Source organism: Brevibacillus sp. MER 51, assembly GCF_023714195.1.
Classification (GTDB): Bacteria; Bacillota; Bacilli; order Brevibacillales; family Brevibacillaceae; genus Brevibacillus.
In genome coordinates, this window is record NZ_JAMAUS010000004.1 from 400,579 (window position 1) to 425,300 (window position 24,722).

Sequence of the window (24,722 nt, forward strand, 5' to 3'; positions counted from 1 at the left end):
GATACGCCTCCTTTGAGCTGTGTACGAACAGTATACCTCCAGCACCTGTTCTTCGTACGTTTTTAGGAGTGGATGAGCAAGATAACGAAACAATGTCTTCTACATTCCCATTGCTTTTATCCAGCGGCGGGAGTAAGGTAGGAGGAGATAGAGGAGGAACGATGCTAGTATGACAGATCAATTAACACATTTTAATGAACAAAATCGAGCGCGGATGGTAGACGTATCCGAGAAGGACGTCACAAAACGGGTGGCTGTAGCCGAGAGCCAAATCAGCATGAAACCCGAAACACTCGCCCGAATCCGCGAAGGTCGAATCGAAAAGGGCGATGTACTCGCAGTTGCGCAGGTAGCAGGTGTCATGGCTGCCAAAAAGACGTGGGAAATTATCCCGATGTGTCATCCGCTGCCATTGACTGGCATCGACATACAATTTGCATTTGTAGATGAAACGACGCTTGCGATTACAGGAACCGTGAAGACGACAGGGAAAACTGGCGTCGAGATGGAGGCGTTGACCGCTGTCAGCGTAGCGGCTTTGACGGTGTATGACATGTGCAAAGCCATGGATAAAGCAATGATAATCGGTCCGACCAGTCTGCAATCCAAAACAGGCGGAAAAAGCGGCGATTTCCATCGGGGAGAGAAGTAAGCCATGAGGCAAAAGTGGGAATCCTATCCGAGCAGCATTCGTTTATTGGCGATTGCTGCCGTCATTTTTTCTACCGGAATGGCGTGTATTTGGCCGCTAGTAACGATCTATATTCACAATCATCTCGGAAAGCCGCTGACTGTAGCCGGCTTCTTGTTGCTTTTAAATCAAGGCGCATTTTTGATCGGAAGTATTGTTGGCGGGATGATGTTTGACCGCTGGGGCAAAATGCGCACTATTATTGTAGGTTCCATCGGTGTTATCCTGATTTCGATCGGATTAGGTGTAACGCAAGATTTTACGATTTATGTTGTCTTGCTTCTGTTGAATGGACTGTTTTACGGGACACTTTCTCCTGTGATGAATGCATTGGCCGTCGTTTTATGGCCGGACGGAGGACGTAAAGGAATCAATCTGATTTATGTCTCCCTCAATGTGGGGGTAGCTGCCGGGTCTGCGTTGGGCGGCTTCTTGGCAAGTGTATCGTTTGCCTGGACGTTTTTCGGTAATGCCATCTCTCAAGTGATCGTCCTCGCGATGTTCATGCTCATTTTGCCGCGTCAGCTAAAAATGGTGGAACAACAACGCGGAAACGCGACGACTGGACAAAGCATGCCTGAGCAAGTAGCTGGTGATGTGCCGCGACAACCACAACAAGAGACAAAGGTGGTATGGGGCGCATTGCTGCTATTATGCGGGGGACTATTAATTAGCTGGATTGTCTATGTCCAATGGACGACGGTGCTGTCGACCTATATGCAAACCCTGGGCATTTCCCTCCGTCAATACAGTCTGTTGTGGACGCTGAACGGCGGTTTGATCCTGTTTGGTCAGCCATTGATTGCGTGGGTCATTCGACGCTTTGCTCGTACGCTAAAAGCACAAATGCTCTTGGGCGCTTATATTTTTGCCTTGTCGATGTTGATTTTGTCTCAGTCAACGGTTTATGCAGGCTTTGTGGCAGGCATGTTCATCATGACGCTGGGCGAAATGCTCGTGTGGCCAGCGGTGCCGGCAGTAGCTGCACAATTTACGCCTGAGGGACGAGAAGGCTTTATCCAAGGGCTGATTGCAGGGACTGGATCGGCTGGGCGGATGCTCGGTCCACTGCTTGGCGCATTCATTTTCCAATCCATTCACGCGCAGGGACTATTGTTCGTGATGGCAGGCTTGTGTTTGTTGTCTGTCGCCTTCTTTGCCTTCCACAGCTCTTTTCAGAAAAGAAGGCATCAAATGCCGGTACAGAACCAAGCATCTTGACACGGTTTACGTGCTCAAGTAGTATGATATAGACGAAAAAACAGTATATTCCGTGTGTTTGACTTATTCAGAGAGGTGGAGGGACTGGCCCTATGAAGCCCGGCAGCGGATCTGTTCCATGTGATGGACAGATGCTGTGCCAATTCCAGCAGGATTTTTTCCTGACAGATAAGGACGTGACCAAGCTGATCTCCCCCTTTTTCTGTATGGAAAAAGGGGGTTTTACTGTATTGGGCCCAAGAAAGGAATGGAACAAAGATGCGCATTCAACCCTCCGATATGATTGATCGACTCCCTACCCAGTTTTTTGCGACCCTGGTGGCAAAAGTAAACAAGGTCATTGCGCAAGGCCACGACGTCATTAACCTGGGGCAGGGCAATCCGGATTTGCCGACACCGCCGCACATTATTGAAGAATTACAGGTGCAAGCGGCACAACCACTCCATCACAAATATCCGCCTTTTCAGGGACGCGTGGAACTGAAGCAGGCAGTGGCTCATTGGTATAAGCAAGAATTTGATGTGGACCTCGATCCAGAGGAAGAAGTAGCGATTTTGTTCGGTAGCAAAACCGGACTCGTAGAGATTTGCCAAGTCCTCATGAACGCAGGCGATGTTGCACTAGTTCCAGACCCAGGCTATCCGGATTATTGGTCGGGGGTTGCGGTCGTAGGCGGACGGATGGCCATGATGCCGTTGAAGGCGGAAAACGATTTCTTGCCAGACTACAGCCAGCTCTCCCAAGCTGATTTGGATCGAGCGAAACTGATGTTTCTCAACTATCCGAACAATCCGACAGCAGTCAACGCACCACTTGAGTTTTATGAAGAAACTATTCGTTTTGCCCGAAAACATGAAATCGTCGTCTGCCACGACTTCGCTTACGGGGCGATTAGCTATGACGGGAAAAAGCCGGTCAGCTTCATGCAGGTTCCGGGTGCAAAAGAAGTGGGCGTAGAATTTTATACCTTGTCCAAAACGTACAACATGGCAGGCTGGCGTGTGGGTGCCATGGTAGGAAATCGCGAGCTGGTTCGTCTGATTAACCTCATTCAGGACCATTACTTCGTCAGCCTATTCGGAGCGGTACAGATGGCAGCAGCCAAAGCGATGACGGATTCGCAGCAGTGCGTCCGCGATCTCGTCGCTGTCTACGAAAGCCGCCGTAATGCCTTGTACTCCAATCTGCATCGGATTGGCTGGCAGGCGCCACCATCTCAAGGTTCGTTTTTTGCTTGGCTTCCTGTTCCAAGCGGCTTCACATCCGTGGAGTTCTCTGACCTGCTTTTGGAAAAAGCGCATGTCGTCGTAGCGCCGGGAAATGGCTTTGGCCCCACAGGTGAGGGCTATGTGCGAGCGGCTTTGTTATCCAACGAAGAGCGTCTTGCGGAAGCAGTCAAGCGGATTGAGCGGCTGGGGTTATTTACGAAAACAAAATAAAAGCGAGGCAATTTGGCCACACTACCGTATAAATGGAGTGTGGCTTTTTCCTTTTAGAATAAAAATCATTCTCATTATTGACAGATAATGATTTTCATTATACGATGTCATTGTTGTTAATGATAATTAGTCTCAGCGAGAGCGGGAGGGTACCATGCGCTATCAGATTAACGGTTACACGGATATGTATACGGTGATCGCCAACGAGAGAAAAATCGGCGGAGCCATTGAAGCAGGCCAGATTCGCTTGCGGACGGGAGAAGTTTACGCCAATGCTGTTCTCACTCGTTTGGAAATGTCAGGTGCGCATTTTTGCTCGATCGGATTTGTTACAGAAGAAGGCAAAAGACTGATTGTCCATGTGAATGATATCAGCATGATCGCTGATGCTCGTCACGTCAACGTATGTGAGCTGACGAACGAATGCATGAGAATAGAAAAGTCAGCAGAGAGACTGAAGCGATTGAAGCGACTCTGTGAGCTGAATGAAGGTAGCTGTACGCCGACCTTTCAGGAAGAGGCATTGCTGTTGGCAAGCGATATCGGTATGGAAGAAGCGTCCAATCATGTCGACCTCTCTTTCCTCCCACATACAGAAAAACCGCGTGTGTTCCGCATCGCCTAGATATAGCGATACATATGAACCCCTTTTCGTTTGATACGAAGAGGGGTTTTTTGCATGCAGTGGAGTGAAGACTAATGGTTGAACAACCGCTCGACATAGTCAAAACCTATCTGCTCATAGCTAGCAAAGATTGGACTTACGCTGTTGACAGTGATAAAACAAGGATAAGCAAAATCAAGGGGGAACGGAACATGGAGTACTCATTTTCAAAATCTGTCGAAGCACTATCCTCCTCGGCTGTCCGGGAAATCTTGAAGCTGACCCAAGGCAATCAAGTGCTCTCGCTCGCAGGTGGACTGCCAGCAGAGGATTCTTTTCCAATCGCAGAGATGCGCGAAGCGTTTAACCGCGCATTTGAAAAAGGAGCAAAAGCTCTTCAGTACGGATTGACTGATGGATACCTGCCGCTTCGTGAGTGGATTGCATCCCGCATGAAGCAAAAGCATATGAACGTCGGTGCAGATAATATGATCATCACTACTGGCTCTCAGCAAGCAGTTGACTTGTTGTGCCGTGTATATTTAGACGAAGGCGATGTCGTTCTCGTCGAAAACCCTACCTATTTGGCAGCCGTTCAGCTGTTCCAATTCCGGGGAATCAAAGCGATTCCCGTAGACGGTGATGCCAATGGGATGGATTTGGACGATCTGGCGAAAAAAATTGCCCAGTATCGCCCGAAAATGGTGTATGTCATTCCTACCTTTGCCAATCCAACAGGAAAGGTATGGAGCCTTGAACGTCGTCTAGGCTTGCTTCGTCAATGCAAGGCGCAAAACATTCTCATCCTGGAAGACGATCCATATGGAGAGATCCAATTTGATGGGGAGGCTCCGTACCGTTCCATTTTCTCACTGGATGAGCATCCGACCGATTCCTGTGTGGTGTACACCAGTACCTTCTCCAAGATTGTCGCACCAGGCTTGCGTACCGGATGGGCCATCGGTGATACACGCGTGATTCAAATGATGGTGAAGGCGAAGCAAGCAGTTGATTTGCAGTCGAGCACAATTGACCAGTACGCGCTGTATGAGCTGTTGTCCCGCTTTGATCTGGAGCGTCATATTGAGAAAATCCGCGAGTCCTACAAGGCACGGATGGAATGGATGCATGAGCTTTTGATTGCGCAAAACTGGGAGGGAGTACAGTGGGAAAAACCAAGAGGAGGGATGTTCCTCTGGGTGAATCTGCCTGAGCACTTCGATGCAGAGAAGCTGCTGACCCAATCCGTACAGGAAGGCGTGGCATTCGTGCCAGGGAAGCCGTTTTATGCAGCCGAGCCGCATCTCAATACGATGCGCTTGAACTATACGCTCTTGAACCGGGAAGACACGGAGCTTGCGATTTCACGACTTGGCAAAGCATTTCACGCCTACAGCGAATCACTGGTGACAAATGTTTAATGGAAGCAAAAAGACAACCATTCTCCTTGAGCTGGTTGTCTTTTTTATGCATGTTTACAGGGAGATCTCTCTTTCTGCACGATCCAGCCATTCATTCACGAGCTCTGTAAACAGAAGCGGCTGCTCGATCTGCAAATTGTGGCCGGCACAATCGAGAGCGGCAAAGGTAGAGCGCGGGTAGCCTTCGATGATATCCCAAATATCTCGATAACCGACAGAATGATCTTGTTTGCCGACAAGAAAAAGGCTCGGATGGGGGAAGGGGGCCGTATCTAATGGGAAGGACACGCCATACGCTTGTCTGATTTTCGTGAGGAAAGAAGGGTCAGACAGCATGTAGCCATCGATAATCTCTTTTCGATAGCGATTCCACGTATAATCAGTAGCGACTACCGCCATCGACTCAAACTCCGCCCGTTCCGTCTCACTCAACTCCTCCCGGAGGGAAGGCTCCTGTACGAGAAGAGGTTTATCCGGCAGTGTGCGTTTATCTTTGTCTGGAATGACATTTGGACAGATGAAAAGGGCACCCTTTACTTGCTTCTGGCGCTTCTCGATAACTGCTCGTGTAAGATATCCGCCGTATGATTCACCTGCAATGAAAAAGGGCTCACCTGGAATGAGCTGATCGATGAACGCGAGCACAACCTCTAGAATATCGTCCGTGGTGTGGATATGTTCATAGTTTTCCGTTTGTCCCATTCCCGGCAGATCTATGTAAAGTCGTCGGTATCCCGGACGTTTCTCAAAAATGGGTTCCAGACAGCCTGTCATGCAGCGGTGATCAAGTGAAAAGCCGTGAATCATCAAGACAGGAAAACCGCTTCCGATCTCCTCATAATAAAGGTTGACGCCATTGACCTCGCATCTCATAAAAAGCCCCCCAACGAATTTGTGTCAGATTGTTTGGAAAGTTCGGAACGTATGTTCTTATTATAAGCAATCTGCTGCATATTTCAAGGATGAAAAAACACACCCACAACGAGAATCGTCAATGGGTGTGCCAAAGGGCTTTCTATTCTTCTGTTTCTTCCAAGGTGCAAATGGCGCTTGGACGCTTGATCCGCAATACAACGCACTCATACACACGGAACAGACTGTTCATTTGCTCGTCGCCGAGGAACGCAGAGTCGAAGTCTTCTGCAATCGCCAGGTCGAGATTGTGACGGCCAGTCGCTACCAATACGCCGGAACGGCCTTTAATGGTAGGGGATTGGAAGACACCATCTGTAACGAGATTGCGAACGTGCTCGATCTCAAGCACGTTGGTGCCTTTGTGCACGCGATGCAAGAGAGAGTAGAGCTCAGGAGAAACAACCAGTGCATACGGACCGCTGTGGCCCATTTTCAGCAGCTTGTTGCGTGCTTCCACGATATCGGCAAATGCGTTGCCAGATTCCATCCAATCGCTCTTCAGATGAGTGAGGCGGCCTTTTACGTTCATCAGACCAGGAAGGTCGAATTCCGCAGCACCGTTGAAGATCAGATCGTCTTCCATCAGTGCACCACCCGCAGCCGCGTTCGCAGCCGCGCTCATGTCCAAAGGCATACCCAGTGTGCGTGCTTGGGCAACATCGCGCCAGTAGAGCATGAAATCTTTGTACAGAATCGGAATCGTCATGCTGACACGGCGGCTAGGCTGTGTCATTTCCAGTGATTCTCCTCGCAGGGAGAGACCGCCAAAACGGGATTCCTCATATACATCGTTGGTAATGGTTTGGATGCCTTCACCCAATGGTCCATAAATATCGATAAAACGACGTCCTACCAGCTGGCGGCGAGCCATGTCAACGACAGTTGCGTCCAACTGGTTCCATTCTTCGGTCGTCAAGGGAGAGTCTGGGTATTTACGAAGCTTGTCCATAGTGTAACCTCCATGTTATTTCAGGATTTCCGATTCTTTACATTCCTTTCAAGCTGCCAACAGTCAGTCCTTTTTTGCCAGCAACTGCTGGGGCGGAATGCTTGATCACGGAAGCAACACCGTGAGGAGCGGAAGCCGAGGCTTTCAAATGATCAACCTGGTGAATGTCGTGCCCCTCATCGTGATCAGTGAGATCAGGATGAGCCGCATCAGAGAAGCGTTGGCTTATGTTCGCCATGATCTCTTTGACTGTCAAATAGTCTGTATGCGTCTTTTCACGCATGCCATCCAGGAGCTGACGTGTTTCGTCATCCTTGAATTCATACAGAGAGAGCTCCAGATGCTCGCGGAAATTGTGCAGTCCAAAACGTTCCAAATTCACATCGGACAGCATTTGTGAGAGGTCGCGATCACTTAGCTGATCCAGGCTTTTTCCTGCTGACAGCTTCTCCAGGTAGGGAACCAATTCCTGCAAGCGCCCCATGCGCTGTTCTTCTTCTTCCAAAATATGATGGTAGTAAAGACGAGTATGCTCGTCCGTTGCCGCGTCGATAATCGGCTGGATAACGCCCATGAAACTGTTGATGTAACCTCTGGTGCGATCAAAAATGGCGTGCAGCTGTGTAATTTCTTGCACCCTACGCCACCTCCTCATTCACAATCTATTTTTTCATTATACCTTTGGAAAAAACACCCGGGCAACACCTATGTACATTTTCCTATGATTACGAAGAATATGGTGCGGTGTAATTTGGAAAAGAGGGCGGGAACACTAGAGCGCCATGGCTTTTCTTTTCGGCATCGTATCTAGTTTTGTTTTTTGACAAAAAAGTTATCATGGAGAGTATTGTCAAAGCCAAATGGGAATGATAATATTTATCAATAAGAGTGATATTCATTATCAATTAGCATTCAGAGAAGAAAACATAAATCCTACATCACCTAAATTTAAGGAGGTAACAAGTTATGTCATCCATTTTAGTTATAGGCGGAGATCGTCTGGGCAATATTATCGAATTTCTGCAGGGTCAAGGCTTCAAGGATATTCACCACGTAACTGGACGGAAAAGCTCGCAAACCGGGGTGAAAATTCCAGCTGGCATCCACATGATTCTGGTGTTGACTGATTTCGTCAATCACAACTTGGCCAAAACTGTGAAAAACCAAGCCAAAGATCGCGAGCTGCCCATCGTTTTCTGCAAGCGTTCGTGTTCTGCGATTGCCAAAGCTTTTGACCTCACTGCGTAAATACATACTCTCCGGATCGGGCAGACTACGATCGTGAGTCTGACACCAACGGAGGAATGCGCATGGAACAGAATCGTCTGAGTGAACTGCCTATCGCACAGCTTACGGCCGCTCAGCTGCAACAACTAAAACAGGCAGAAGAACAAATCAACACAGAAGGTCCAAATGTATATCTTATTGCACTAGAGAAGCAATCCCCGTCCTCCTAGACGGGGTTTTTTTATTGAAGCGATGCTTCTCACTTGAATACGTATTGCTCCAGTTGCATTTTGAGGGCGTCAATTCCGATGGCGAAGCCCAAGCATTGGCTGGATTGAATGATGAATGCATTGAGACCAACGACTTCTCCATTCAAATTAATGAGTGGGCCTCCGCTATTTCCTGGGTTAATAGCAGCATCCGTCTGAAAAATTTCTTCGTACATCCGCTTCGCAACCTGTAGGCGGCGGTTTTTAGCACTGATGATTCCCGCTGTCACAGAATTTTCCAACCCGAGTGGGGAACCGCCTGTATCCATACAAACAAAATCAGTAGCAATTTTTAATGAAAGGACAACAGACGCAAACAGACCTCTCGATTTTTCTGACTAGAGGCAGCGTCTGTTGCTTCTGCGTCAATACGTTGGATGAGTGTGCACACGAGCAATCGCCGTTCTTTTTCATTTGCATACGTCCAAATGAGATTCCAATTGGAAAGGGCATCTAAATCAAGATGGTGTACGTGTGAAAAAGCAGAGTAAGCCCGTTCCTGTTCTTTTGCAGCCAGCTCCAACGCACTTATTTTCTCTCGCAAGGCAGGGAGTGTAAGGAATCCCTCTTCATAAGCTTGTTCCCAACGTTGCCTTCGAATTAGCAGTTGCTGCTCGGTTTCTTTTGCGGGAGCGCGGGAATTCGTCTGCAACACAGTCTGATACACTTCCTTCATTACAGCGATTGACTCTGGCGAATACTGCATCAGCTCTTGCACAATGGCTTTTTCCAAGCGATCCTCACGTATGGCAGGAGCATCACACGTACCAGCCAACTTGTTTTTACATAAATAGTAGCGGTGCGTGTAGCTTTTTTCCCTTTTTCCTGTGATCGTAGTTGTTTTCCCGCGCATCGCGGAGCCACAACGCGAGCAGTACAGCAATCCGGAAAAAAGGTAGCGGGAGCTGAGAACGCGGGGGTGTCTTGTTGCCCGAGAACTCATCCGCTCCTGCACCCGGGAGAAACAGGATTGATCGATGATGGCCGGGTGAGTCGCCTCTTCGATAATCCATTCCTCAGGGTCATTGCGTTGTTGATCGGCGTCGGTGTAATTCCAACGCAGCGCACCGTGATAGACCGGATTTTTTAACAGGCGAAGCACGGCACTTGCACTCCATGAAGCGCCATTTTTGCCGCGCAATCCGGAATGATTTGCCCATTCAGCGATTTGACGCGGAGATTCGCCTCGATCATAGCGCTCGAACATGCTTCGTACGCCTGCTGCTTCCCTTTGATTCACGACCAGCGTTCCTCGTACCAGATTGTATCCATACGGTGCAGGTCCTCCTGGTCGTTTTCGTTCTCTTGCCATCTGGCTCATCCCCAGCTTGACCCGTTCTGCCAAGTTTTCCCGTTCCCATTGTGCGAGGGCAGCCACTAAGGTTATAAACAATCGCCCGATTGCCGTAGTCGTATCGTATACCTCCGTGCAGCTTTTAAAATGCACCGAATGTCGATCGAACTCCTGCAGGAGCTGATACAGATCAAGGACAGAGCGAGTGAGCCGATCGAGTCGATAGACGAGGACGACATCGATTTGACCCGTTCGGATATCCTGCAAGAGCTGACCAAGTGCGGGGCGATTCGTATCTTTGGCACTCACGCCTTCATCTGCGTAAACTGCATGGACTTCCCATCCTTGGGAGTGAACGTACGAGAGCAGCTTTTCCCTTTGAGCGGGGATCGAAAACCCTTCGCGTGCCTGATCCTCCGTACTGACGCGAATGTAGACGGCCGTTCGCATCGCCCGTCCTCCCTTCATCTTGGGTTGCTAGAGTGTACAGCAAAAGGGAGGAGCTTATGCCTGACCGCAAATAAAAAACCCCGCTTATCCGTTTTGGACAAGTGGGGTTATGCTACATCCATTTTTGGCCCCATTCGTGAATGGAATCAATGACAGGACGTAAATCTTTTCCTTTTTCGGTCAATTCGTATTCAATGCGAACCGGGATCTCTGGGTACACTTTGCGCTCCAAAATCTCGAGCTCTTCCAGCTCCTTCAGTCTTTCCGAGAGCATTTTATCGCTCATATGTGGAACCATTTCCCGGATATCTTTGAATCGTACAGTCCCGCGTAGCAACACATGAATAATCAGGCCGGTCCAACGTTTTCCAAGGACGTTCATTGCACATTCATATTTTGGACACATGTGTTCGCCAGAAAAATCATGACTCATATCGGCGTCACCTCTATCTAGCATCATTATTGTTGCCCTTTATTCTAACAGATTAGCTTGAAAAAAGTAAGTAACGAAAAGTTGGAATGACACTTTGACAATGCTGAGAAGTCAAGCCCGTTTTCATGGACAAATGTTTCCCTATAAGGTGTCTACACATACACTAATCGCGAAAGAAAAGAAGCGAAGAGGGTGTTGCGATGCTTCCAAAACGGGTAATCGGCATTTTAACCTGGCGGGAGGGGTTACGCTTTGAGGAACCAGCTTATTTGCGAAGGCTGGTTCAAACAGGGCAAAAGCTAGGCGCAGAAATCTACCTGTTTTCGCATCAGGACGTCAATGTTTCCGCCAGAAAGATCAAAGGCTTCATTCCCAAACCAAACGGGGGCTGGATGAGTAAAACATTCCCTTGGCCAGAAGTCGTAATCGATCGGTACCGACGCAGGGTAAAGGAGTATATCCGGCTGCGAAATAGTGATCTGTTTTTCTTTGCCAATAGTCCGTTCAGTAAAAAATGGAGAGTGACGAATCTGCTCGCTTCTGATGAACGCGTCAAACGCTGGATTCCGGAGACGCATGTTTACGAAAAAGGCAAGATCCGAAACATGCTCGCACGCCATGGGCTCGTCTATGTCAAGCCAGGGAATGGCACAGGAGGAAGAAGCATTCTCAGAGTGAAGAGCAGTGGCAAGGAGTATAACCTCTCTGGACGTGACAAGAAGCATAAGTATCATGTAGCTCGAATTGATACGGTGGAAGGCGTGGAAAAATGGGTCAAAACGTGGGTACAGGAACAGCGCATTCGCGATGGCAATTTTCTGGTGCAGCAAGGTTTGGACCTGGGCCTGCTACGCAAGCATGTCGTTGATGTACGGTTATTGATTCAAAAGGACGAGCGTGGGGAGTGGGAGGTGACTGGGTGCGCAGTACGTATGGGGGAGAATGGCAGTGCTACTTCCAATTTGCATGGAGGGGGCAAAGCGATTCCCTTTGAATGGTTTATGTTCAGACGATTTGGCGGGGAGCGTGGAGAGCTGATCAAACAGGAATGTTATCGGCTTGCTTTTGATGTAGCAAACACGCTCGAGGACTATTTCGGTCGCATGATGGAATTCGGGCTGGACATTGGGGTGGATGTGGACGGACGTGCGTGGTTAATCGAAGTGAATCCCAAGCCGGGAAGAGAGGTTTTTCGCCAGATGGGTGACATGGCATTATACAAGAAGGCGATAGCCCGTCCCGTTCAATTTGCGCTGTATTTGGCCCGGAACCAGGCTCGTTTTTTGTCTCTTTGAATACAGATGGAGAACCGACGCTGATGACCCATTCTCCTACTTTTGTATGAGAGGAGTTGCCTAGTGGCAGCGGATATAGCTTGCAGTCTGCATCAATTTTGATGACGGCGTAATCCCGGACTCGATCGGCTATAATACGTTTGGCTTCAAACACTCTACCGTTATATAGCTTCACGAAAATGTTTTTGGATTTGCCGATGACATGCTCGCTCGTCAAGATATACCCTTTCGGATGAAAAAGAAATCCGGAGCCAAAGCTTCGTTCCATGGGTGGAGAATTATCTTCATGATCAATGAGGCTGCGAATTAACGAATCCACGTCTTTGGAATGGGGAGCATCTTCGGTCACGATGGAGACTACTCCCTCTTGAACTCGCTCGACAATGGGAACGAAGAAATTGAATGGGTGCAGACTGCTGCTGCTCACAGGGTACTTTACCCGCGTATACTGGGACCATTTTTTACTTTTCACCGATCTCTCCCCCTACAGCAGATAGGTATGTATCATCTTATGGGGAGTGGAGAGGGAAGGGACGCCCAATTTCTAGTCGAGTGTATGGTTATATCATTAATTTTGATTGATATAATAAAGAAATAGCATTGGTATAATTATTTAAATGCATTTATAATAACATGTAGTTAAAGAATATTTTGAACATAAAGGCTAAGTCCTAGCCGCTAGAGAGAGAAAAAGAACGGTAACGGAGGATGCGAAGAGATGGATGTTAAAACGATCATACTGGGTTTCTTGAGCTATGGGGAAATGAGTGGCTACGATATTAAGCAAGCGTTTACAAACAGTATTGGATTCTTTTATGACGCTAGCTTTGGTGCTATTTATCCAGCATTGCGCAAACTGGAGGAAGAAGGCTTCGTGACGAAGCAAGAAATCATTCAGTCTGGCAAGCCGAACAAGATTTTGTACCGTATTACAGAAGCCGGAAAACAATCTTTCCGTCAAGAAATCCAGACGCCTATCTTGCCGCCAGTATTGCGTTCAGACATGCTGGTTAAAATTTTCTTCGGCAAGAGCCGCACGATCGACGAACAAAAGGATTTGCTAGAGGGCTGCTTGGATACGCAGCGTCAATTGCTCCAACAAAGTAAGGCTTCTTATAAAAAGCTGGAAGTAAATTTTGACGAATATCAACGTTTTTGCTGGGAGTATACCATTCATCATCTGGAGTCAACGATTTCCTTTATGGAACAAAAAATGACTTCCTTGTTGAAACAACCAGCTTATTCCGTTTAGCCAATAAAGCGAAGGGCTCATGTCTTGTGAACAATGAGCCCTTCGCTTATTTTCATTTATTTCAGGTTTTCTGGATTGAGGCATTCGAGCTCTGGTACAACGAAACGTCCGTCTTTGCGGATCAGGCGATCGTCAAACCAAATTTCTCCACCGCCCCACTCAGGACGTTGAATCATAACCAAGTCCCAGTGAATGGAGGATTTGTTTCCGTTAAATGCTTCATCGTAGGCCTGTCCCGGTGTGAAGTGGAAGCTTCCGTCAATTTTTTCGTCGAAGAGGATGTCTTTCATCGGGTTTTGGATGTATGGATTCACGCCAATCGCAAATTCCCCAACGAACCTCGCACCTTCATCCGTATCAAAGATTTCATTGATCTTCTCGGTGTCGTTCGCAGTTGCTTCGATGATTTTGCCATCCTTGAAGGTGAGCTTGATGTTGTCGTATGTAAAGCCTTGATAAGGAGATGGCGTGTTGTACGCGATCGTACCGTTGACGGAATCACGGACAGGGGCAGTAAATACTTCTCCGTCAGGGATGTTGGCTTCACCAGCACATTTGATTGCCGGAATATCTTTGATAGAGAAGGTCAGATCAGTGCCTGGTCCTACGATACGTACCTTGTCGGTTTTCTCCATCAGCTCGACCAGGCTGTCCATGGCTTTATCCATTTTGCCGTAATCAAGCGTGCACACTTTGAAATAAAAATCTTCGAAAGCGGCGGTGCTCATATTAGCCAACTGAGCCATGGATGCATTTGGATAGCGTAGCACGACCCATTTGGTATGCGGTACGCGAATATCCAGTACAGGACGCGCTAGCAGCTTGGAATGCAGCTGCATTTTGTCTCCAGGTACATCAGAGAGCTCACTAATGTTGTCGCCGCCGCGGATGCCTATGTAGCAATCCATTTGTTTCATGAAAGCCACATCTGCTTCACGCATGATACCCAATTGTGTTTCGTTGGCACCCATCAAGAGTTCGCGCTGAACGGATTGGTCGATCAGTTGGACAAACGGATTTCCCCCAGCTTCGTATACCTTGGCAATTACGGCTTTTGTCAGATCGGTAACGTTGCCAATGGAGTAAATTAAAACGTTTTCACCAGGCTTGACAGTCACCGAATAATTGACGAGTACGTCAGCCAGTTTTTCAATTCGTGGATCTTTCATAGGAAGGGGATCCCTCGCTTTCCATATCATTCTTATCCATTGTACACAACTCAAACAGAAAAAAGCTACCCACTGGCGAGGGTAGCTTGCGGAGGAAACGCGCTTGAAGGATTCGGTACTTCATGTATATGCAACGGCCTGCTGAATATGGCTATATCTTCGGGGAAGAAAGATTAATCGCAGCTGCACCCGATAATAACCAGCAGGATGAAAAGAATCAAAACCAGAGTGAAGCCGTCGAATTCTCCATTAAAGATGCCGCTCATCGAATAAACATCCTCCTCATGTGTGTGTTAAGCCTCTTGTGCTTACATCTACAACATATGGGTGATCACATAGGACCGAACCGGGCATCCGCCCATTTTTGAGAAAATTGTTTTGATAATCTCTCGTTTTTCATACTCTTGCAATTCTCGATGTTTATTATTCTGAAAAGCAGGAAAAGCTAGAGGATACCAAAAGACTTTGCAAGTATGAAAGGATGTTTATGTGATGCAAAGATCATTATCGAGCCTGCAGCATGATTTGGTCCAAATTACGATTAATGTTGGAGAAGACTTTAAATCCATTGTGTGGAAAGCGCAGTACGATATGGACTTCAATACAGAATGTCTCTTTTGTTTCTCCGAGCAAATTACTGGCTACCGTGTAGAAGACGAAGACGGAAAAGCGGGGAAAGTCGCTGTTTGTCCGCATTGTGAAAAAGTAAACGCAATCTACGCGTGAGATTGAAGTTTTGATCACAAAGGAAAGACGATGTTTCTTACAAGCATCGTCTTTTTTGCGTTCTTTCAAGTTTTAGAAGGTACCGATAAACGCACTTAGCTGGTGAGAAGAAAAAGCACAGGGCTCGTAGACCTTGACAACGCCTACCCAGTCGGAACTTCAAAAAGGGGACCCGGTTGTCGAACACTTCTTCTCTGAGAAACATCCGCCCGTAGGGTGGCTTTGGATCGACGGTCCCCTTTTTGAAGTGGAGACGGACAGTCAATCCCCCTTGCGTGCGTGTCAGAGTCGAAGAGAACTGTGCTTTTTCTTCTCCTCCACTATGTGAACTCTAGTCTATATCTGACTCTATATCCACCAAGTACCACCTGATCTCTAGCAGGATTGAAAGGACGCTCCTCGAATAGTTATGAGAGACATACATAGATAGGTAGGGGTGAACATTTTGCAAAAGAGATGCAACCGCTGCGGGAACGAAATGGAGATCGAGTTACGCAATGTCGTGTACCGGAAACGAGTTAAAATCATGAATGTACCTGTACACGTCTGCGTGGACGAAGACTGTGACCATTCCCAAGTGGTAGATGTGATTAAGGATGATTTGAAGTCACTCATGGAGGAACTGGGCCAACATCCGCAGCGCCAGGCAATCGAATTCGAAGAAATGTCAGAGTTATCCAACTTATTGGTATTGATTGCTAATGAGAAGGTGAATTCGAACGTAAGAGAATTACTTGGTGAAAAAGTCAACGAGCTATTGGATCTGTTTTTGTTGGCGCAGTCCCTTGGCGATGAAAAATGGATGCTGGAGCTACGCGAACGTCTAACGAAAATCATGGTGTAAGGAAAAAGAGATGCCTAGGAAAAAGGTATCTCTTTTTCATTTCTCCACTGCACCGCAAATGTAGACTTTGCTGCTTGGACTTAGGTATACTGATAGGCACATAAGATAAGGAGAGATGAATCATGTCACAAAAACAGCTTCACTCCATAGAAGAACTGGATGAGTTCGTAGCGAAAAATGGGAAAAAGCTTTTGTTTAAGCATAGCACGATCTGCCCAATCAGTACGTCCGCTTATGAAGAGTTTCAAGCGTATTTGCAGGACAATCAAGTGGAATCTGCGGTCATTCTGGTAAGGGAGGATCGCCCTGTCTCCAATGCCGTAGCGGATCGTTTTTCCATCAAACACGAATCCCCGCAAATCTTTTTGCTGGAAGACGGGGAAGTAAAATGGCACACATCTCACTGGAAAATTACGAAGGACGCGATTGGACAGGCGCTCAACGCGTAATCAAAAAGCCGGAACACCCTATAAGGAGGTGAATCCGGCTTTTTGCATGGAGAAAAAGAGCCCGGGAGAGACTATTCCCAGAATAGCTCCAACTTGTCTCCACTTTTCAATTCTGTCTGGAAGTTGGCTTGTTCGCCGTTGACGAGCATGACGAATCCGGAGATACTCTCACGGTCGGGCTTTTCCAAGGAAACATCGACAAAACGGAAGACATCGCTAAACACAGGTGTAGTCGCAGGTGAGGATTTTACCGTGATGTCGGCACCTTCGCTCACAGGATCAGAGGCATTCGCCGCTTTTCCGTCTACGGTAATCGTTACCTGGGCAACAGGCAATTCGACCCGTTCACCATTGAAGTGTACGATCATAGTCTCCTGCACCCATTCTTCCAAGGGGATGACATCTTGTATGGAAGGGGCGGGGACTTCATCCAGCCGGTATACGAGGACATCACCTTGCCGGACAATATCTGTCAGAGCTGCTGGTCTTCCGTTCAGCTCGATCACCTCGATACGGGACGGAATCGAATAATCTTGTCCATTCACGGAAAAACGCAAGCCTGATTCCGCCGACGTTTTCAGGCCAGCGAGCTCCAGTACCTGATAGACAGTGCGCGGAAGACGGATGTCCACCTCGGCACGATCAGTGATCAAGGTATCGAGAGTAGCAACCGCTCCATTAACATGTACGACTGGACCGAGCGAATAGGGACGGTCATTGCAGATCACCTCAAGCGTGTCCAGCTCATCGAATAAATCTTTGGCAAACACACGTGCATCATCGCCATTTGTACCTGCCACTACAGTGATTTGGTCTCCGTCATTGATTGGCGTGTCGAGACTGACGCCCTCCCCGTTGCGCTCAATCACCGGCCCCGTACCGTGACCACCCGGAATCATTTTCATCCGTCCGTTTACCGTGACAGTCATCGCTAATCCGGGGCGACCATACAGACGGCGGATATCCAGTCCGGATGCAATGAGGGCATCTCCCAACGTCATTTTTCGCAGATCGAATATGCGCACAGGAGCATCATTGACCGTAACGGTTACATAGCGCAACGGATGACGGCGCGCAGCAACAGCAATACCGACCGGCGTTACGAACTCAGGTCCACTGAGCGAAGGGTTGTCTCCGACGTACTGTTTGATCGCATCGCCGCCTCTAACGGCAACACGGGCGGCAGGAATATTCAAGACCTGAGCGACTTTTCCGGTAAGCCCAGGGGTGAGGCTGCCGCCGCCGATCAGCATGACGGCTTGAGGAGCTTTTCCGTTGAGCTCCAATATTTTGAAGGCAATTTTATCGGCGAGTTGCTGGATGTCTGCCTCAATCGCACTCGTTACCTCAGAAGCGCTCAGCGTATGCTCCATTCCGAGAATGTCCGTGAAGGTGACGGACTCCTCGGTGGATAAGAGACGCTTCACCTCTTCTGCCATCGGAAAATCCATGAGAAAAGCATTCATGAGCGCATCCGTGATTTCATCGCCTGCAACGGGCACCATACCGTAGGCGGTAATCGCCCCTTCTTCAGTCAACGCTACGTCAGAAGTACCTGCCCCAATGTCCACTAAGGCGATATTCAGTCGGCGCATCGTCACAGGAATCAGGACATTGATCGCCGCAATAGGCTCGAGCGTCAATGCCTGCATTTCCAGATCGCATCGTTTCAGTGCTGCGATCAGCGAGTCGACAACCACGCGTGGAAGGAAGGTTGCAATCACATCTGTGCTTGCTATGTCACCCCGCTGGTCGATCAGACTCCCGATCAACTCTCCATCCAGATGGTAATGGACGACGCTGTAACCCACGCAATAATAGCGAGTGACGTCTTGATCCTTTAGCTCCTGGGCTAATGCGGCTTGAGCCTCCTGTACAGCGGAAAACTCCAAAGCGACAACATCTTCACGCGAAATGAAGGCATGTCTGGCTAACGGCATGTCCACACGCACACGGCGGGTGCGCAATGACCGACCGGCAGCAGCGACCGCTACTTGATGCAGCTTGCCATATTTCCCCTCCAGCTCTTCTTTTATTTGTTGAATCACCTTAGCTACGGCGACGATATCGTGAATTTGCCCATCGAGCATGGAGCGTTCATCGTGCTCTCGAATTGCGCAGTCCAATACACGGTACTGCTCGCCGGTCGTTTCCACGATCAGGCCGACGACGCTGCGCGTTCCAATATCTAATGAAAAAATAAGCTCAGGGGCTGTGATGTCAGACAAATGTAGGTCACTCCTTGTAAGAGGTTGTTCATGAAGTCTTTACAATACTTATCGGTGATTTTGGTCTGTATCGGAAAGGAACAATCACTTTTAGCTAGAACATATATCCAAAACTATTCGATTTGAAAGGAAAGAATCCTGTCGAATCAAGGAATCTTCTTCGTTTTGACGAATAATTGGAAAAGATAAAAAAACAGAAAAAATTTACTTTCGCGCTTTTTGGCGCTAAACTGCTGACAAGGGTGTTTGAATCGATTATAATTACCCTAATTTATCGATAAATCCCTATATAAAAAGAGGAGAGTGGAGAGAGATGGCACACGATCAAATCGAAACTATGCGTAAGCAGATAGACGAGATCAACCTGCAAATTCTTGAATTGATCAACAAACGAGCTACCTTGGTTCAAGAGCTCGGCAAAGAAAAAGAAAAACAGGGCAGCAACCGTTTTGACCCAGAGCGTGAGCGCCAAATGCTCAATCTGCTCGTTGAAAACAATAAAGGTCCTTTCAATGACAATGCTATTCGTCATTTGTTCAAGCAAATTTTCCAAGTTTCTTTAGATCTGCAAGACGATGATAAGAAAAAAGTACTCCTCGTCAGCCGTAAGAAACAGGCAGAGGATACGGTTATCACGGTAAAAGGCGTAGAGTTCGGAGGAAAAAATCCGATCCTCATCGCAGGTCCTTGCTCCGTGGAAAGCTACGAGCAAGTAAGAGCAGTAGCAGAAAATCACGCAAAACGCGGTCTGCGCACACTGCGCGGCGGCGCGTACAAGCCTCGTACTTCGCCATACGACTTCCAGGGTCTCGGTGAAGAGGGCTTGCAAATTCTCAAGCGCATCGGGGATGAATTCAACCTCGTAACGATCAGTGAAATCGTGACGCCAGCAGATCTTGAGATGGCGACGAAATACATCGATGTCATCCAAATCGGTGCTCGCAATATGCAAAACTTCGAGCTGCTGAAGGCGGCAGGTCGTGTGAACAAGCCGATCCTCTTGAAGCGTGGCCTCTCAGCTACGATTGAAGAGTTCATCTACGCGGCAGAGTACATCCTGTCCGAAGGGAACACACAAGTCATGCTGTGCGAGCGTGGAATCCGCACGTATGAAAAAGCGACACGCAATACGCTCGATATTTCTGCTGTACCACTCCTCAAGCAGGAGACGCACTTGCCGGTGTTTGTAGACGTGACGCACTCTACAGGCCGCCGTGATCTGCTCTTGCCTTGCGCGAAAGCAGGTTTCGCAGTCGGCTCTGACGGAATCATGGTAGAGGTTCACCCAGATCCAGATGTGGCACTGTCTGATGCGAAGCAACAGTTGAACATTCCACAGTTCAATGAGTTCGTTGATGAACTGCTCGCTTCTGGCCTGTACAAAGGCGAGATTGTGGCAACGAGAGCATAAGAATACCTTTCGGGTATCTTTTAAGGGTCCTTCCTGCGCGCGGGAGGACCTTTCTCATTTGACGAACCATTGGCGACCAAGTAAGCTAGAATTACGTGCTGATATTGGTGAAGGAGGATAGGCCATATGGAAGACAACCATCAATGCTGCTCGACTGATCGGTCCACTGAAAGACCTGATAAAATCAAGTCGAATCTCATCTCCCGTCTGAATCGGGTAGAGGGACAGGTTCGTGGAATTCGCGGAATGGTAGAAAAGGATGTCTACTGCGACGACATTCTCAATCAAATTGCGGCTGTGCAGTCCGCACTGAATGCGGTTGGGAAAATGCTCCTCGAAGGACATATGAAAAGCTGTGTGATGGATCGCATTCAGCAAGGCGATCATGAAGTGATTGATGAGCTTTTGAAAACGATGAACAAACTCATGAAGTAACAGGTGCGCAAGCCGTCAAAAACGATTGCAACGGCATACGGCTTGTCGTATCATAGGTGCATATATTTATGAAAACGCTTATGAAAACCAAAAAATAGGGAAAGTGAGGGTGCATGATGCCGGTTACTATATACGACGTAGCAAGAGAAGCGGGGGTGTCGATGGCGACAGTTTCCCGCGTAGTCAACGGGAATCCCAACGTAAAGCCTTTGACCCGAAAAAAGGTATTGGCTGCGATTGAGCGCTTGGGATATCGACCAAATGCGGTTGCTCGTGGACTCGCCAGCAAAAAAACGACTACAGTTGGTGTCATCATCCCGGATATCTCCAGTTTGTTTTTCTCCGAATTGGCGCGAGGGATCGAAGATATCGCTACCATGTACAAATACAACATCATTCTGTGTAACTCTGACCAACGGATGGAAAAGGAATTACAGCTCATTAATACTTTGCTCGAAAAGCAGGTGGACGGGCTTCTGTTCCTGGGCGCAGAAATCAAAGAAGATCATTTGCAGGCATTAACAAGCACCTCCGTACCGACAGTACTCGCCGCGACTCGCGATGCGGATAACGTACTTCCGTCGGTTAGCATTGACCACTTCCAAGCCGCATATGATGCGACGGAAGCATTGGTTGCACGCGGGCACAAACGCATTGCGATGATCGCAGGTCCTGCAAACGATCCATTGGCAGGGTTGATGCGCTATGAAGGCTATAAAAAGGCGTTGAAAGATGCGGGTATCGAGCTGGATGAAGAGCTGATTGCGACAGGCAACTATTTTTATGAATCCGGCTTGTCCACTACAAAAGCTTTTCTTGCCCTTAAAAATCCGCCGACGGCGATTTTTGCAGCAAATGATGAGATGGCCATTGGCGCGATCCATGCCATTCAAGATTCTGGCCTGAACGTGCCAGGTGACATCGAAGTCATTGGTCACGATAATATTCGTCTGGTTGAAATGGTACGTCCACGACTGACTTCTGTCGTACAGCCCATGTACGATATTGGTGCGGTGGCGATGCGCCTGTTGACCAAGTACATGAATAACGAAAATGTCGAAGAGCATGTCGTGCTGCTGCCGCATCGAATTGAGTATCGGGAGAGCACAAAACCCGATCAAGCCTGATCGGTAAAGGAACGTTGGTAATTGACAGCAAGAGGGGGATGGGAAATGCGTTACGGAATTATCGGCGCGATGGATGAAGAAATCGCGCTTTACTTGGAAGCGATGCAAGAGACGACTACAGCCACCAAAGCAGGCATTACCTATTACACAGGTAAAATGGAAGGCAAGGATGTCGTGCTGTGCAAATCAGGTGTCGGCAAGGTGAATGCTGCCGTGACGACACAAATCCTCATCGATTCATTCCAAGTGGAACGTGTCATTTTCACAGGTGTAGCAGGAGCCGTTCACCCTGAATTAAATATTGGTGATATTGTAGTTTCGACGGATTGCATCCAACATGATATCGATGTGACACCACTTGGCTTTGAGCCAGGACAGATTCCGTTTACAGAGCAATGGACTTGGCAAGCGGATGCTGGGCTGATGCAGCAAGCGATCGATGCGGGCAAGGAGCTGGAAGCGGGAGTTCAAGTAGTGAGCGGGCGTATCTTGTCCGGTGACCAGTTTGTTGCCAGTCGGGAAAAGGTTCAATGGCTGTATGAGCAATTTGCAGCACACTGCACCGAAATGGAAGGGGCATCTGTTGGACAAGTATGTGCGATGAATGGCGTGCCGTTTGTCGTGGTTCGTTCGATGTCGGATAAAGCAGACGGCTCCGCGCATGTAAACTTCGTGGAATTTACCAAGCTGGCTTCCCAGCGCTCCTACGCGATTGTCCGTAATATGCTGACAGCAACACAAGCATCGACAACTGCCGGAGTGATTGTCTACTCGACGAAAAACTGTGTGGATTGCGACATGGTTAAGAATTGGCTGACAGCAAAAGGTGTTACCTTTGAAGTGCGCGATGTCATGACGAGTCGTGCCTATCAAGAAGAAGTGGAGCGCTTTGGCTTCATGGGTGTGCCTGTTACAGTCGTAGGTGATAAAGCGGTAAAAGGCTTTGCACCGTCTGAGCTGGAAGAGCTGGTGAAATAGAGTTTGGAATAGAAAAGCGTGCTGACCAGTACCCAAAGGTACGAGGACAGGACGCTTTTTTTTACTTCTCTGATCCAGTAGGTGCGTACAGCATCGCACGTTCTAACGTAAGCCGATTTTTTTCCGTGATCTCTGCTCGTCGTGGGATTGTTGGGAATGGTTCGTCAAAAAGCCGAGGTGGCAAGGGCAAATCCGTCTCAGGCTGCCAGCGCTTGAGCCAGGCTTCGGGAAGATCACCGTCCGCAAGAGGCTGATCACTCATCTCACTCCATACCAGTGTCCACGCCCGTGGCACCACCCGCCAAATATCGTAACCCCCGCCTCCTACTGCTATCCAACGACCGTCACAATATTCGTGAGCGAGACGGTGAGCAAGGCGAGGAATCGCTTGATAAATTTTCATCGAGCAAGACAAATGGGTGAGGGGGTCGTATGCATGAGCGTCACAACCATTTTGGGTCAGGATGACATCCGGCTTGAAGCCAGCTGCTAGCTTTGACACCAGCTCTTCATATACTTCCAGAAAAGAATCGTCTTCTGTGAAGGCATCGAGCGGAACGTTGACAGAATAACCGTAACCGCTTCCATCACCACGTTCAGACAAATTGCCTGTTCCCGGGAAGAGATACTTTCCTGTTTCGTGAATGGATACAGTCAATACATGAGGGTCATCGTAAAACGCCCACTGTACCCCATCCCCATGATGGGCATCAGTGTCGATATACAACACGCGCGCATTCCAGTTTTTTCGCAAATAAGCGATCGCGACGGAGCAATCATTGTAGATACAAAATCCGGAGGCGCGCCCACGAAAGGCATGGTGCAGTCCACCGGCTGGATTGAAGGCGTGTTCTGCCTGTCCACTCATAACCGCGTCCACTGCGTTTAACGTACCTCCGACGATCAGCGAGGACGCTTCATGCATGTTTGAAAAACAGGGAACATCCTCTGTTCCCAAGCCATAACTGGCTGCCTGCGGAAGCTCGTGTTCACTATGGCCCTGATCGCGAACAAATTGGATATAGCGTGGGTCATGCACCAGGGCGAGTTCTTCATCTGTCGCCGGTCGGGGAGTCAGGATGTCTGAGTCTTGGAGTATTCCGTAACTGCTCATCAGATCGTGTGTGAGGAGCAGACGACGCTGGTTGAACGGATGATCATCATGAAAATAATATTGCGTGTAGTCTGGAGAGTAGATCAGACGAGCATTTCGGCTCACTGGGGTATCCCTCCTTCCGTAGGGCCGATTACGGAAAAGCCTTTTTCAAGGAGCAATTGCGTCACGATACGCGGATCAATGGTCTGTACCCGAAAAACAAGGTTCTTTTTCGCCGGCTTTTTCCCAGGAAAGACCACGACGCTCGTGACATTTACCTGTGCATCGCGAAACACTTGACTGACTTCTGCCAGCATGCCGACGCGGTCGTCTACTTCTACTTCGATATGGGAGCTAGGTTTGTTAACGCCGAAAAGTTCGATCAGGCTAGAGAAAAGATCCGATTCCGTGATCAATCCTACGAGCCGATTCCCTTCGACGATGGGTAGAGAGCCGATTTTGTGCTCGTATAGTTGGAGGGCTGCGTCTTCGATGAAATCCAGTGGATGGGCTGTGATGACTTGTTGATTCATGATATCGGCTACAGGCTTGTGCAGGACGGTGTCATCATCGTCATGTGTGAGCAGGCGAGAGGGGAGAGCGTCTCGCAGGTCACGGTCCGAGACAATGCCTACGAGTGAGTCGTTTTCAATGACAGGCAAATGCCTGATTCTGTTTGCACGGAGGAGAAGAAGTGCTTCTCCGATTGTAGTGGAAGGCTGGATCGTGACAATTTTTTTTCGCATAATCTCTTCAATACGCATAAGAGTGACCTCCTGGAATCAAAAGGCATCCAAA

27 protein-coding genes, 1 pseudogene and 1 riboswitch are annotated in these 24,722 nt (G+C 48.4%); of the genes and pseudogenes, 16 read left to right on the top strand and 12 right to left on the bottom strand.

Features of this window, described 5'->3' with window-relative positions; all coding sequences use genetic code 11:
• Positions 1-169 precede the first annotated feature (169 nt).
• From moaC to M3630_RS11585, 5 genes are all read left to right on the top strand, one after another.
• Complete coding sequence (gene moaC, locus M3630_RS11565; RefSeq protein ID WP_173610990.1) at positions 170-652, top strand: cyclic pyranopterin monophosphate synthase MoaC; 483 nt, start codon at positions 170-172, stop codon at positions 650-652.
• Between the two features lie 3 nt (positions 653-655).
• On the top strand, positions 656-1,912 hold the full coding sequence (locus tag M3630_RS11570) for an MFS transporter (protein WP_251252197.1): 1,257 nt from the start codon (positions 656-658) through the stop codon (positions 1,910-1,912).
• Between the two features lie 60 nt (positions 1,913-1,972).
• A riboswitch (SAM riboswitch) is annotated at positions 1,973-2,087 on the top strand.
• Between the two features lie 83 nt (positions 2,088-2,170).
• Complete coding sequence (locus tag M3630_RS11575; RefSeq protein ID WP_251252198.1) at positions 2,171-3,352, top strand: pyridoxal phosphate-dependent aminotransferase; 1,182 nt, start codon at positions 2,171-2,173, stop codon at positions 3,350-3,352.
• Between the two features lie 154 nt (positions 3,353-3,506).
• Positions 3,507-3,977, top strand: coding sequence for a hypothetical protein (locus tag M3630_RS11580; protein WP_173610993.1), 471 nt, complete (start codon positions 3,507-3,509; stop codon positions 3,975-3,977).
• Between the two features lie 191 nt (positions 3,978-4,168).
• Complete coding sequence (locus M3630_RS11585; protein WP_251252199.1) at positions 4,169-5,377, top strand: aminotransferase-like domain-containing protein; 1,209 nt, start codon at positions 4,169-4,171, stop codon at positions 5,375-5,377.
• 54 nt (positions 5,378-5,431) lie between these two features.
• Here the strand turns inward: M3630_RS11585 and M3630_RS11590 are convergent, their stop codons facing one another.
• The 3 genes from M3630_RS11590 to M3630_RS11600 form a co-directional block, all read right to left on the bottom strand.
• Positions 5,432-6,250, bottom strand: coding sequence for an alpha/beta fold hydrolase (locus M3630_RS11590; protein WP_251252200.1), 819 nt, complete (start codon positions 6,248-6,250; stop codon positions 5,432-5,434).
• A gap of 142 nt (positions 6,251-6,392) precedes the next feature.
• Positions 6,393-7,241 carry a family 1 encapsulin nanocompartment shell protein gene (locus tag M3630_RS11595; RefSeq protein WP_007721249.1) on the bottom strand — a complete coding sequence of 283 codons (849 nt, stop codon included), beginning with the start codon at positions 7,239-7,241 and terminating at the stop codon, positions 6,393-6,395.
• 37 nt (positions 7,242-7,278) lie between these two features.
• On the bottom strand, positions 7,279-7,878 hold the full coding sequence (locus tag M3630_RS11600) for an IMEF encapsulin system ferritin-like cargo protein (RefSeq protein WP_232773839.1): 600 nt from the start codon (positions 7,876-7,878) through the stop codon (positions 7,279-7,281).
• Positions 7,879-8,207: 329 nt separating this feature from the next.
• On the opposite strand from M3630_RS11600, the gene M3630_RS11605 reads away from it, so the two are divergent.
• Both M3630_RS11605 and M3630_RS11610 read left to right on the top strand, forming a co-directional pair.
• Entirely contained in the window at positions 8,208-8,489 is a 282-nt protein-coding gene (locus M3630_RS11605) for a DUF2325 domain-containing protein (RefSeq protein ID WP_007721245.1), read from the top strand.
• A 62-nt stretch (positions 8,490-8,551) separates the two neighbouring features.
• A complete protein-coding gene (locus M3630_RS11610; RefSeq protein ID WP_017250462.1) occupies positions 8,552-8,698 on the top strand; it encodes a hypothetical protein in 147 nt (48 codons plus the stop codon).
• A 29-nt stretch (positions 8,699-8,727) separates the two neighbouring features.
• On the opposite strand, the gene M3630_RS11615 is transcribed toward M3630_RS11610, so the two are convergent.
• The 3 genes from M3630_RS11615 to M3630_RS11625 form a co-directional block, all read right to left on the bottom strand.
• Entirely contained in the window at positions 8,728-9,006 is a 279-nt protein-coding gene (locus tag M3630_RS11615; protein WP_221868157.1) for a S1C family serine protease, read from the bottom strand.
• Between the two features lie 23 nt (positions 9,007-9,029).
• The gene (locus tag M3630_RS11620; RefSeq protein WP_251252201.1) at positions 9,030-10,481 is read right to left on the bottom strand and encodes a recombinase family protein; all 1,452 of its coding nucleotides are present in this window, start codon (positions 10,479-10,481) and stop codon (positions 9,030-9,032) included.
• 112 nt (positions 10,482-10,593) lie between these two features.
• Positions 10,594-10,914 carry a winged helix-turn-helix transcriptional regulator gene (locus M3630_RS11625; RefSeq protein ID WP_088908731.1) on the bottom strand — a complete coding sequence of 107 codons (321 nt, stop codon included), beginning with the start codon at positions 10,912-10,914 and terminating at the stop codon, positions 10,594-10,596.
• 200 nt (positions 10,915-11,114) lie between these two features.
• On the opposite strand from M3630_RS11625, the gene M3630_RS11630 reads away from it, so the two are divergent.
• On the top strand, positions 11,115-12,209 hold the full coding sequence (locus M3630_RS11630) for a YheC/YheD family endospore coat-associated protein (protein WP_251252202.1): 1,095 nt from the start codon (positions 11,115-11,117) through the stop codon (positions 12,207-12,209).
• A 13-nt stretch (positions 12,210-12,222) separates the two neighbouring features.
• Here M3630_RS11630 and M3630_RS11635 read toward each other — a convergent pair.
• A pseudogene (locus tag M3630_RS11635) lies at positions 12,223-12,477 on the bottom strand (S1C family serine protease); the annotation flags it as partial.
• 450 nt (positions 12,478-12,927) lie between these two features.
• Between M3630_RS11635 and M3630_RS11640 the strand changes: the two are divergent.
• Complete coding sequence (locus M3630_RS11640) at positions 12,928-13,461, top strand: PadR family transcriptional regulator (RefSeq protein WP_047071910.1); 534 nt, start codon at positions 12,928-12,930, stop codon at positions 13,459-13,461.
• Positions 13,462-13,517: 56 nt separating this feature from the next.
• Here the strand turns inward: M3630_RS11640 and M3630_RS11645 are convergent, their stop codons facing one another.
• Together M3630_RS11645 and M3630_RS11650 are read right to left on the bottom strand one after the other, a co-directional pair.
• Positions 13,518-14,630, bottom strand: coding sequence for an aminopeptidase (locus M3630_RS11645; protein ID WP_232773843.1), 1,113 nt, complete (start codon positions 14,628-14,630; stop codon positions 13,518-13,520).
• A 173-nt stretch (positions 14,631-14,803) separates the two neighbouring features.
• The gene (locus tag M3630_RS11650) at positions 14,804-14,896 is read right to left on the bottom strand and encodes a YjcZ family sporulation protein (protein WP_017250455.1); all 93 of its coding nucleotides are present in this window, start codon (positions 14,894-14,896) and stop codon (positions 14,804-14,806) included.
• A gap of 226 nt (positions 14,897-15,122) precedes the next feature.
• Here M3630_RS11650 and M3630_RS11655 point away from each other — a divergent pair, with 226 nt between their 5' ends.
• The 3 genes from M3630_RS11655 (at position 15,123) to ytxJ (ending at position 16,649) form a co-directional block, all read left to right on the top strand.
• Positions 15,123-15,356, top strand: a complete 234-nt coding sequence (locus tag M3630_RS11655; RefSeq protein WP_015892416.1) for a hypothetical protein — start codon at positions 15,123-15,125, stop codon at positions 15,354-15,356.
• Between the two features lie 445 nt (positions 15,357-15,801).
• Complete coding sequence (locus M3630_RS11660) at positions 15,802-16,200, top strand: hypothetical protein (protein ID WP_285860470.1); 399 nt, start codon at positions 15,802-15,804, stop codon at positions 16,198-16,200.
• 122 nt (positions 16,201-16,322) lie between these two features.
• Entirely contained in the window at positions 16,323-16,649 is a 327-nt protein-coding gene (gene ytxJ / locus M3630_RS11665) for a bacillithiol system redox-active protein YtxJ (protein ID WP_047071916.1), read from the top strand.
• Positions 16,650-16,720: 71 nt separating this feature from the next.
• Here the strand turns inward: ytxJ and M3630_RS11670 are convergent, their stop codons facing one another.
• A complete protein-coding gene (locus tag M3630_RS11670) occupies positions 16,721-18,877 on the bottom strand; it encodes a cell division protein FtsA (RefSeq protein ID WP_251252204.1) in 2,157 nt (718 codons plus the stop codon).
• A gap of 313 nt (positions 18,878-19,190) precedes the next feature.
• Here M3630_RS11670 and M3630_RS11675 point away from each other — a divergent pair, with 313 nt between their 5' ends.
• The 4 genes from M3630_RS11675 (at position 19,191) to M3630_RS11690 (ending at position 22,828) form a co-directional block, all read left to right on the top strand.
• Positions 19,191-20,288, top strand: coding sequence for a bifunctional 3-deoxy-7-phosphoheptulonate synthase/chorismate mutase (locus M3630_RS11675; protein WP_173612387.1), 1,098 nt, complete (start codon positions 19,191-19,193; stop codon positions 20,286-20,288).
• Positions 20,289-20,414: 126 nt separating this feature from the next.
• Positions 20,415-20,723: a metal-sensitive transcriptional regulator gene (locus M3630_RS11680; protein ID WP_007720961.1), complete on the top strand. Its 309-nt coding sequence runs from the start codon at positions 20,415-20,417 to the stop codon at positions 20,721-20,723.
• Between the two features lie 116 nt (positions 20,724-20,839).
• The gene (ccpA, locus tag M3630_RS11685) at positions 20,840-21,850 is read left to right on the top strand and encodes a catabolite control protein A (RefSeq protein ID WP_173612394.1); all 1,011 of its coding nucleotides are present in this window, start codon (positions 20,840-20,842) and stop codon (positions 21,848-21,850) included.
• 45 nt (positions 21,851-21,895) lie between these two features.
• The gene (locus tag M3630_RS11690) at positions 21,896-22,828 is read left to right on the top strand and encodes a 5'-methylthioadenosine/adenosylhomocysteine nucleosidase (protein WP_173612386.1); all 933 of its coding nucleotides are present in this window, start codon (positions 21,896-21,898) and stop codon (positions 22,826-22,828) included.
• 61 nt (positions 22,829-22,889) lie between these two features.
• On the opposite strand, the gene M3630_RS11695 is transcribed toward M3630_RS11690, so the two are convergent.
• A complete protein-coding gene (locus tag M3630_RS11695; RefSeq protein ID WP_173612385.1) occupies positions 22,890-24,047 on the bottom strand; it encodes an acetoin utilization protein AcuC in 1,158 nt (385 codons plus the stop codon).
• Entirely contained in the window at positions 24,044-24,688 is a 645-nt protein-coding gene (locus M3630_RS11700; RefSeq protein WP_173612384.1) for a CBS and ACT domain-containing protein, read from the bottom strand. The genes M3630_RS11695 and M3630_RS11700 overlap by 4 nt, the downstream gene beginning before the upstream one ends.
• Between the last annotated feature and the right edge of the window lie 34 nt (positions 24,689-24,722).

Bases quoted from the DNA above. Each gene is read 5' to 3' on its own strand.
- moaC (WP_173610990.1), top strand. From the start codon at position 170: ATGACAGATCAATTAACACATTTTAATGAACAAAATCGAGCGCGGATG.
- M3630_RS11570 (WP_251252197.1), top strand. From the start codon at position 656: ATGAGGCAAAAGTGGGAATCCTATCCGAGCAGCATTCGTTTATTGGCG.
- M3630_RS11575 (WP_251252198.1), top strand. From the start codon at position 2,171: ATGCGCATTCAACCCTCCGATATGATTGATCGACTCCCTACCCAGTTT.
- M3630_RS11580 (WP_173610993.1), top strand. From the start codon at position 3,507: ATGCGCTATCAGATTAACGGTTACACGGATATGTATACGGTGATCGCC.
- M3630_RS11585 (WP_251252199.1), top strand. From the start codon at position 4,169: ATGGAGTACTCATTTTCAAAATCTGTCGAAGCACTATCCTCCTCGGCT.
- M3630_RS11590 (WP_251252200.1), bottom strand. From the start codon at position 6,250: ATGAGATGCGAGGTCAATGGCGTCAACCTTTATTATGAGGAGATCGGA.
- M3630_RS11595 (WP_007721249.1), bottom strand. From the start codon at position 7,241: ATGGACAAGCTTCGTAAATACCCAGACTCTCCCTTGACGACCGAAGAA.
- M3630_RS11605 (WP_007721245.1), top strand. From the start codon at position 8,208: ATGTCATCCATTTTAGTTATAGGCGGAGATCGTCTGGGCAATATTATC.
- M3630_RS11610 (WP_017250462.1), top strand. From the start codon at position 8,552: ATGGAACAGAATCGTCTGAGTGAACTGCCTATCGCACAGCTTACGGCC.
- M3630_RS11615 (WP_221868157.1), bottom strand. From the start codon at position 9,006: ATGGATACAGGCGGTTCCCCACTCGGGTTGGAAAATTCTGTGACAGCG.
- M3630_RS11620 (WP_251252201.1), bottom strand. From the start codon at position 10,481: ATGCGAACGGCCGTCTACATTCGCGTCAGTACGGAGGATCAGGCACGC.
- M3630_RS11625 (WP_088908731.1), bottom strand. From the start codon at position 10,914: ATGAGTCATGATTTTTCTGGCGAACACATGTGTCCAAAATATGAATGT.
- M3630_RS11630 (WP_251252202.1), top strand. From the start codon at position 11,115: ATGCTTCCAAAACGGGTAATCGGCATTTTAACCTGGCGGGAGGGGTTA.
- M3630_RS11640 (WP_047071910.1), top strand. From the start codon at position 12,928: ATGGATGTTAAAACGATCATACTGGGTTTCTTGAGCTATGGGGAAATG.
- M3630_RS11645 (WP_232773843.1), bottom strand. From the start codon at position 14,630: ATGAAAGATCCACGAATTGAAAAACTGGCTGACGTACTCGTCAATTAT.
- M3630_RS11650 (WP_017250455.1), bottom strand. From the start codon at position 14,896: ATGAGCGGCATCTTTAATGGAGAATTCGACGGCTTCACTCTGGTTTTG.
- M3630_RS11655 (WP_015892416.1), top strand. From the start codon at position 15,123: ATGCAAAGATCATTATCGAGCCTGCAGCATGATTTGGTCCAAATTACG.
- ytxJ (WP_047071916.1), top strand. From the start codon at position 16,323: ATGTCACAAAAACAGCTTCACTCCATAGAAGAACTGGATGAGTTCGTA.
- M3630_RS11675 (WP_173612387.1), top strand. From the start codon at position 19,191: ATGGCACACGATCAAATCGAAACTATGCGTAAGCAGATAGACGAGATC.
- M3630_RS11680 (WP_007720961.1), top strand. From the start codon at position 20,415: ATGGAAGACAACCATCAATGCTGCTCGACTGATCGGTCCACTGAAAGA.
- ccpA (WP_173612394.1), top strand. From the start codon at position 20,840: ATGCCGGTTACTATATACGACGTAGCAAGAGAAGCGGGGGTGTCGATG.
- M3630_RS11690 (WP_173612386.1), top strand. From the start codon at position 21,896: ATGCGTTACGGAATTATCGGCGCGATGGATGAAGAAATCGCGCTTTAC.
- M3630_RS11700 (WP_173612384.1), bottom strand. From the start codon at position 24,688: ATGCGTATTGAAGAGATTATGCGAAAAAAAATTGTCACGATCCAGCCT.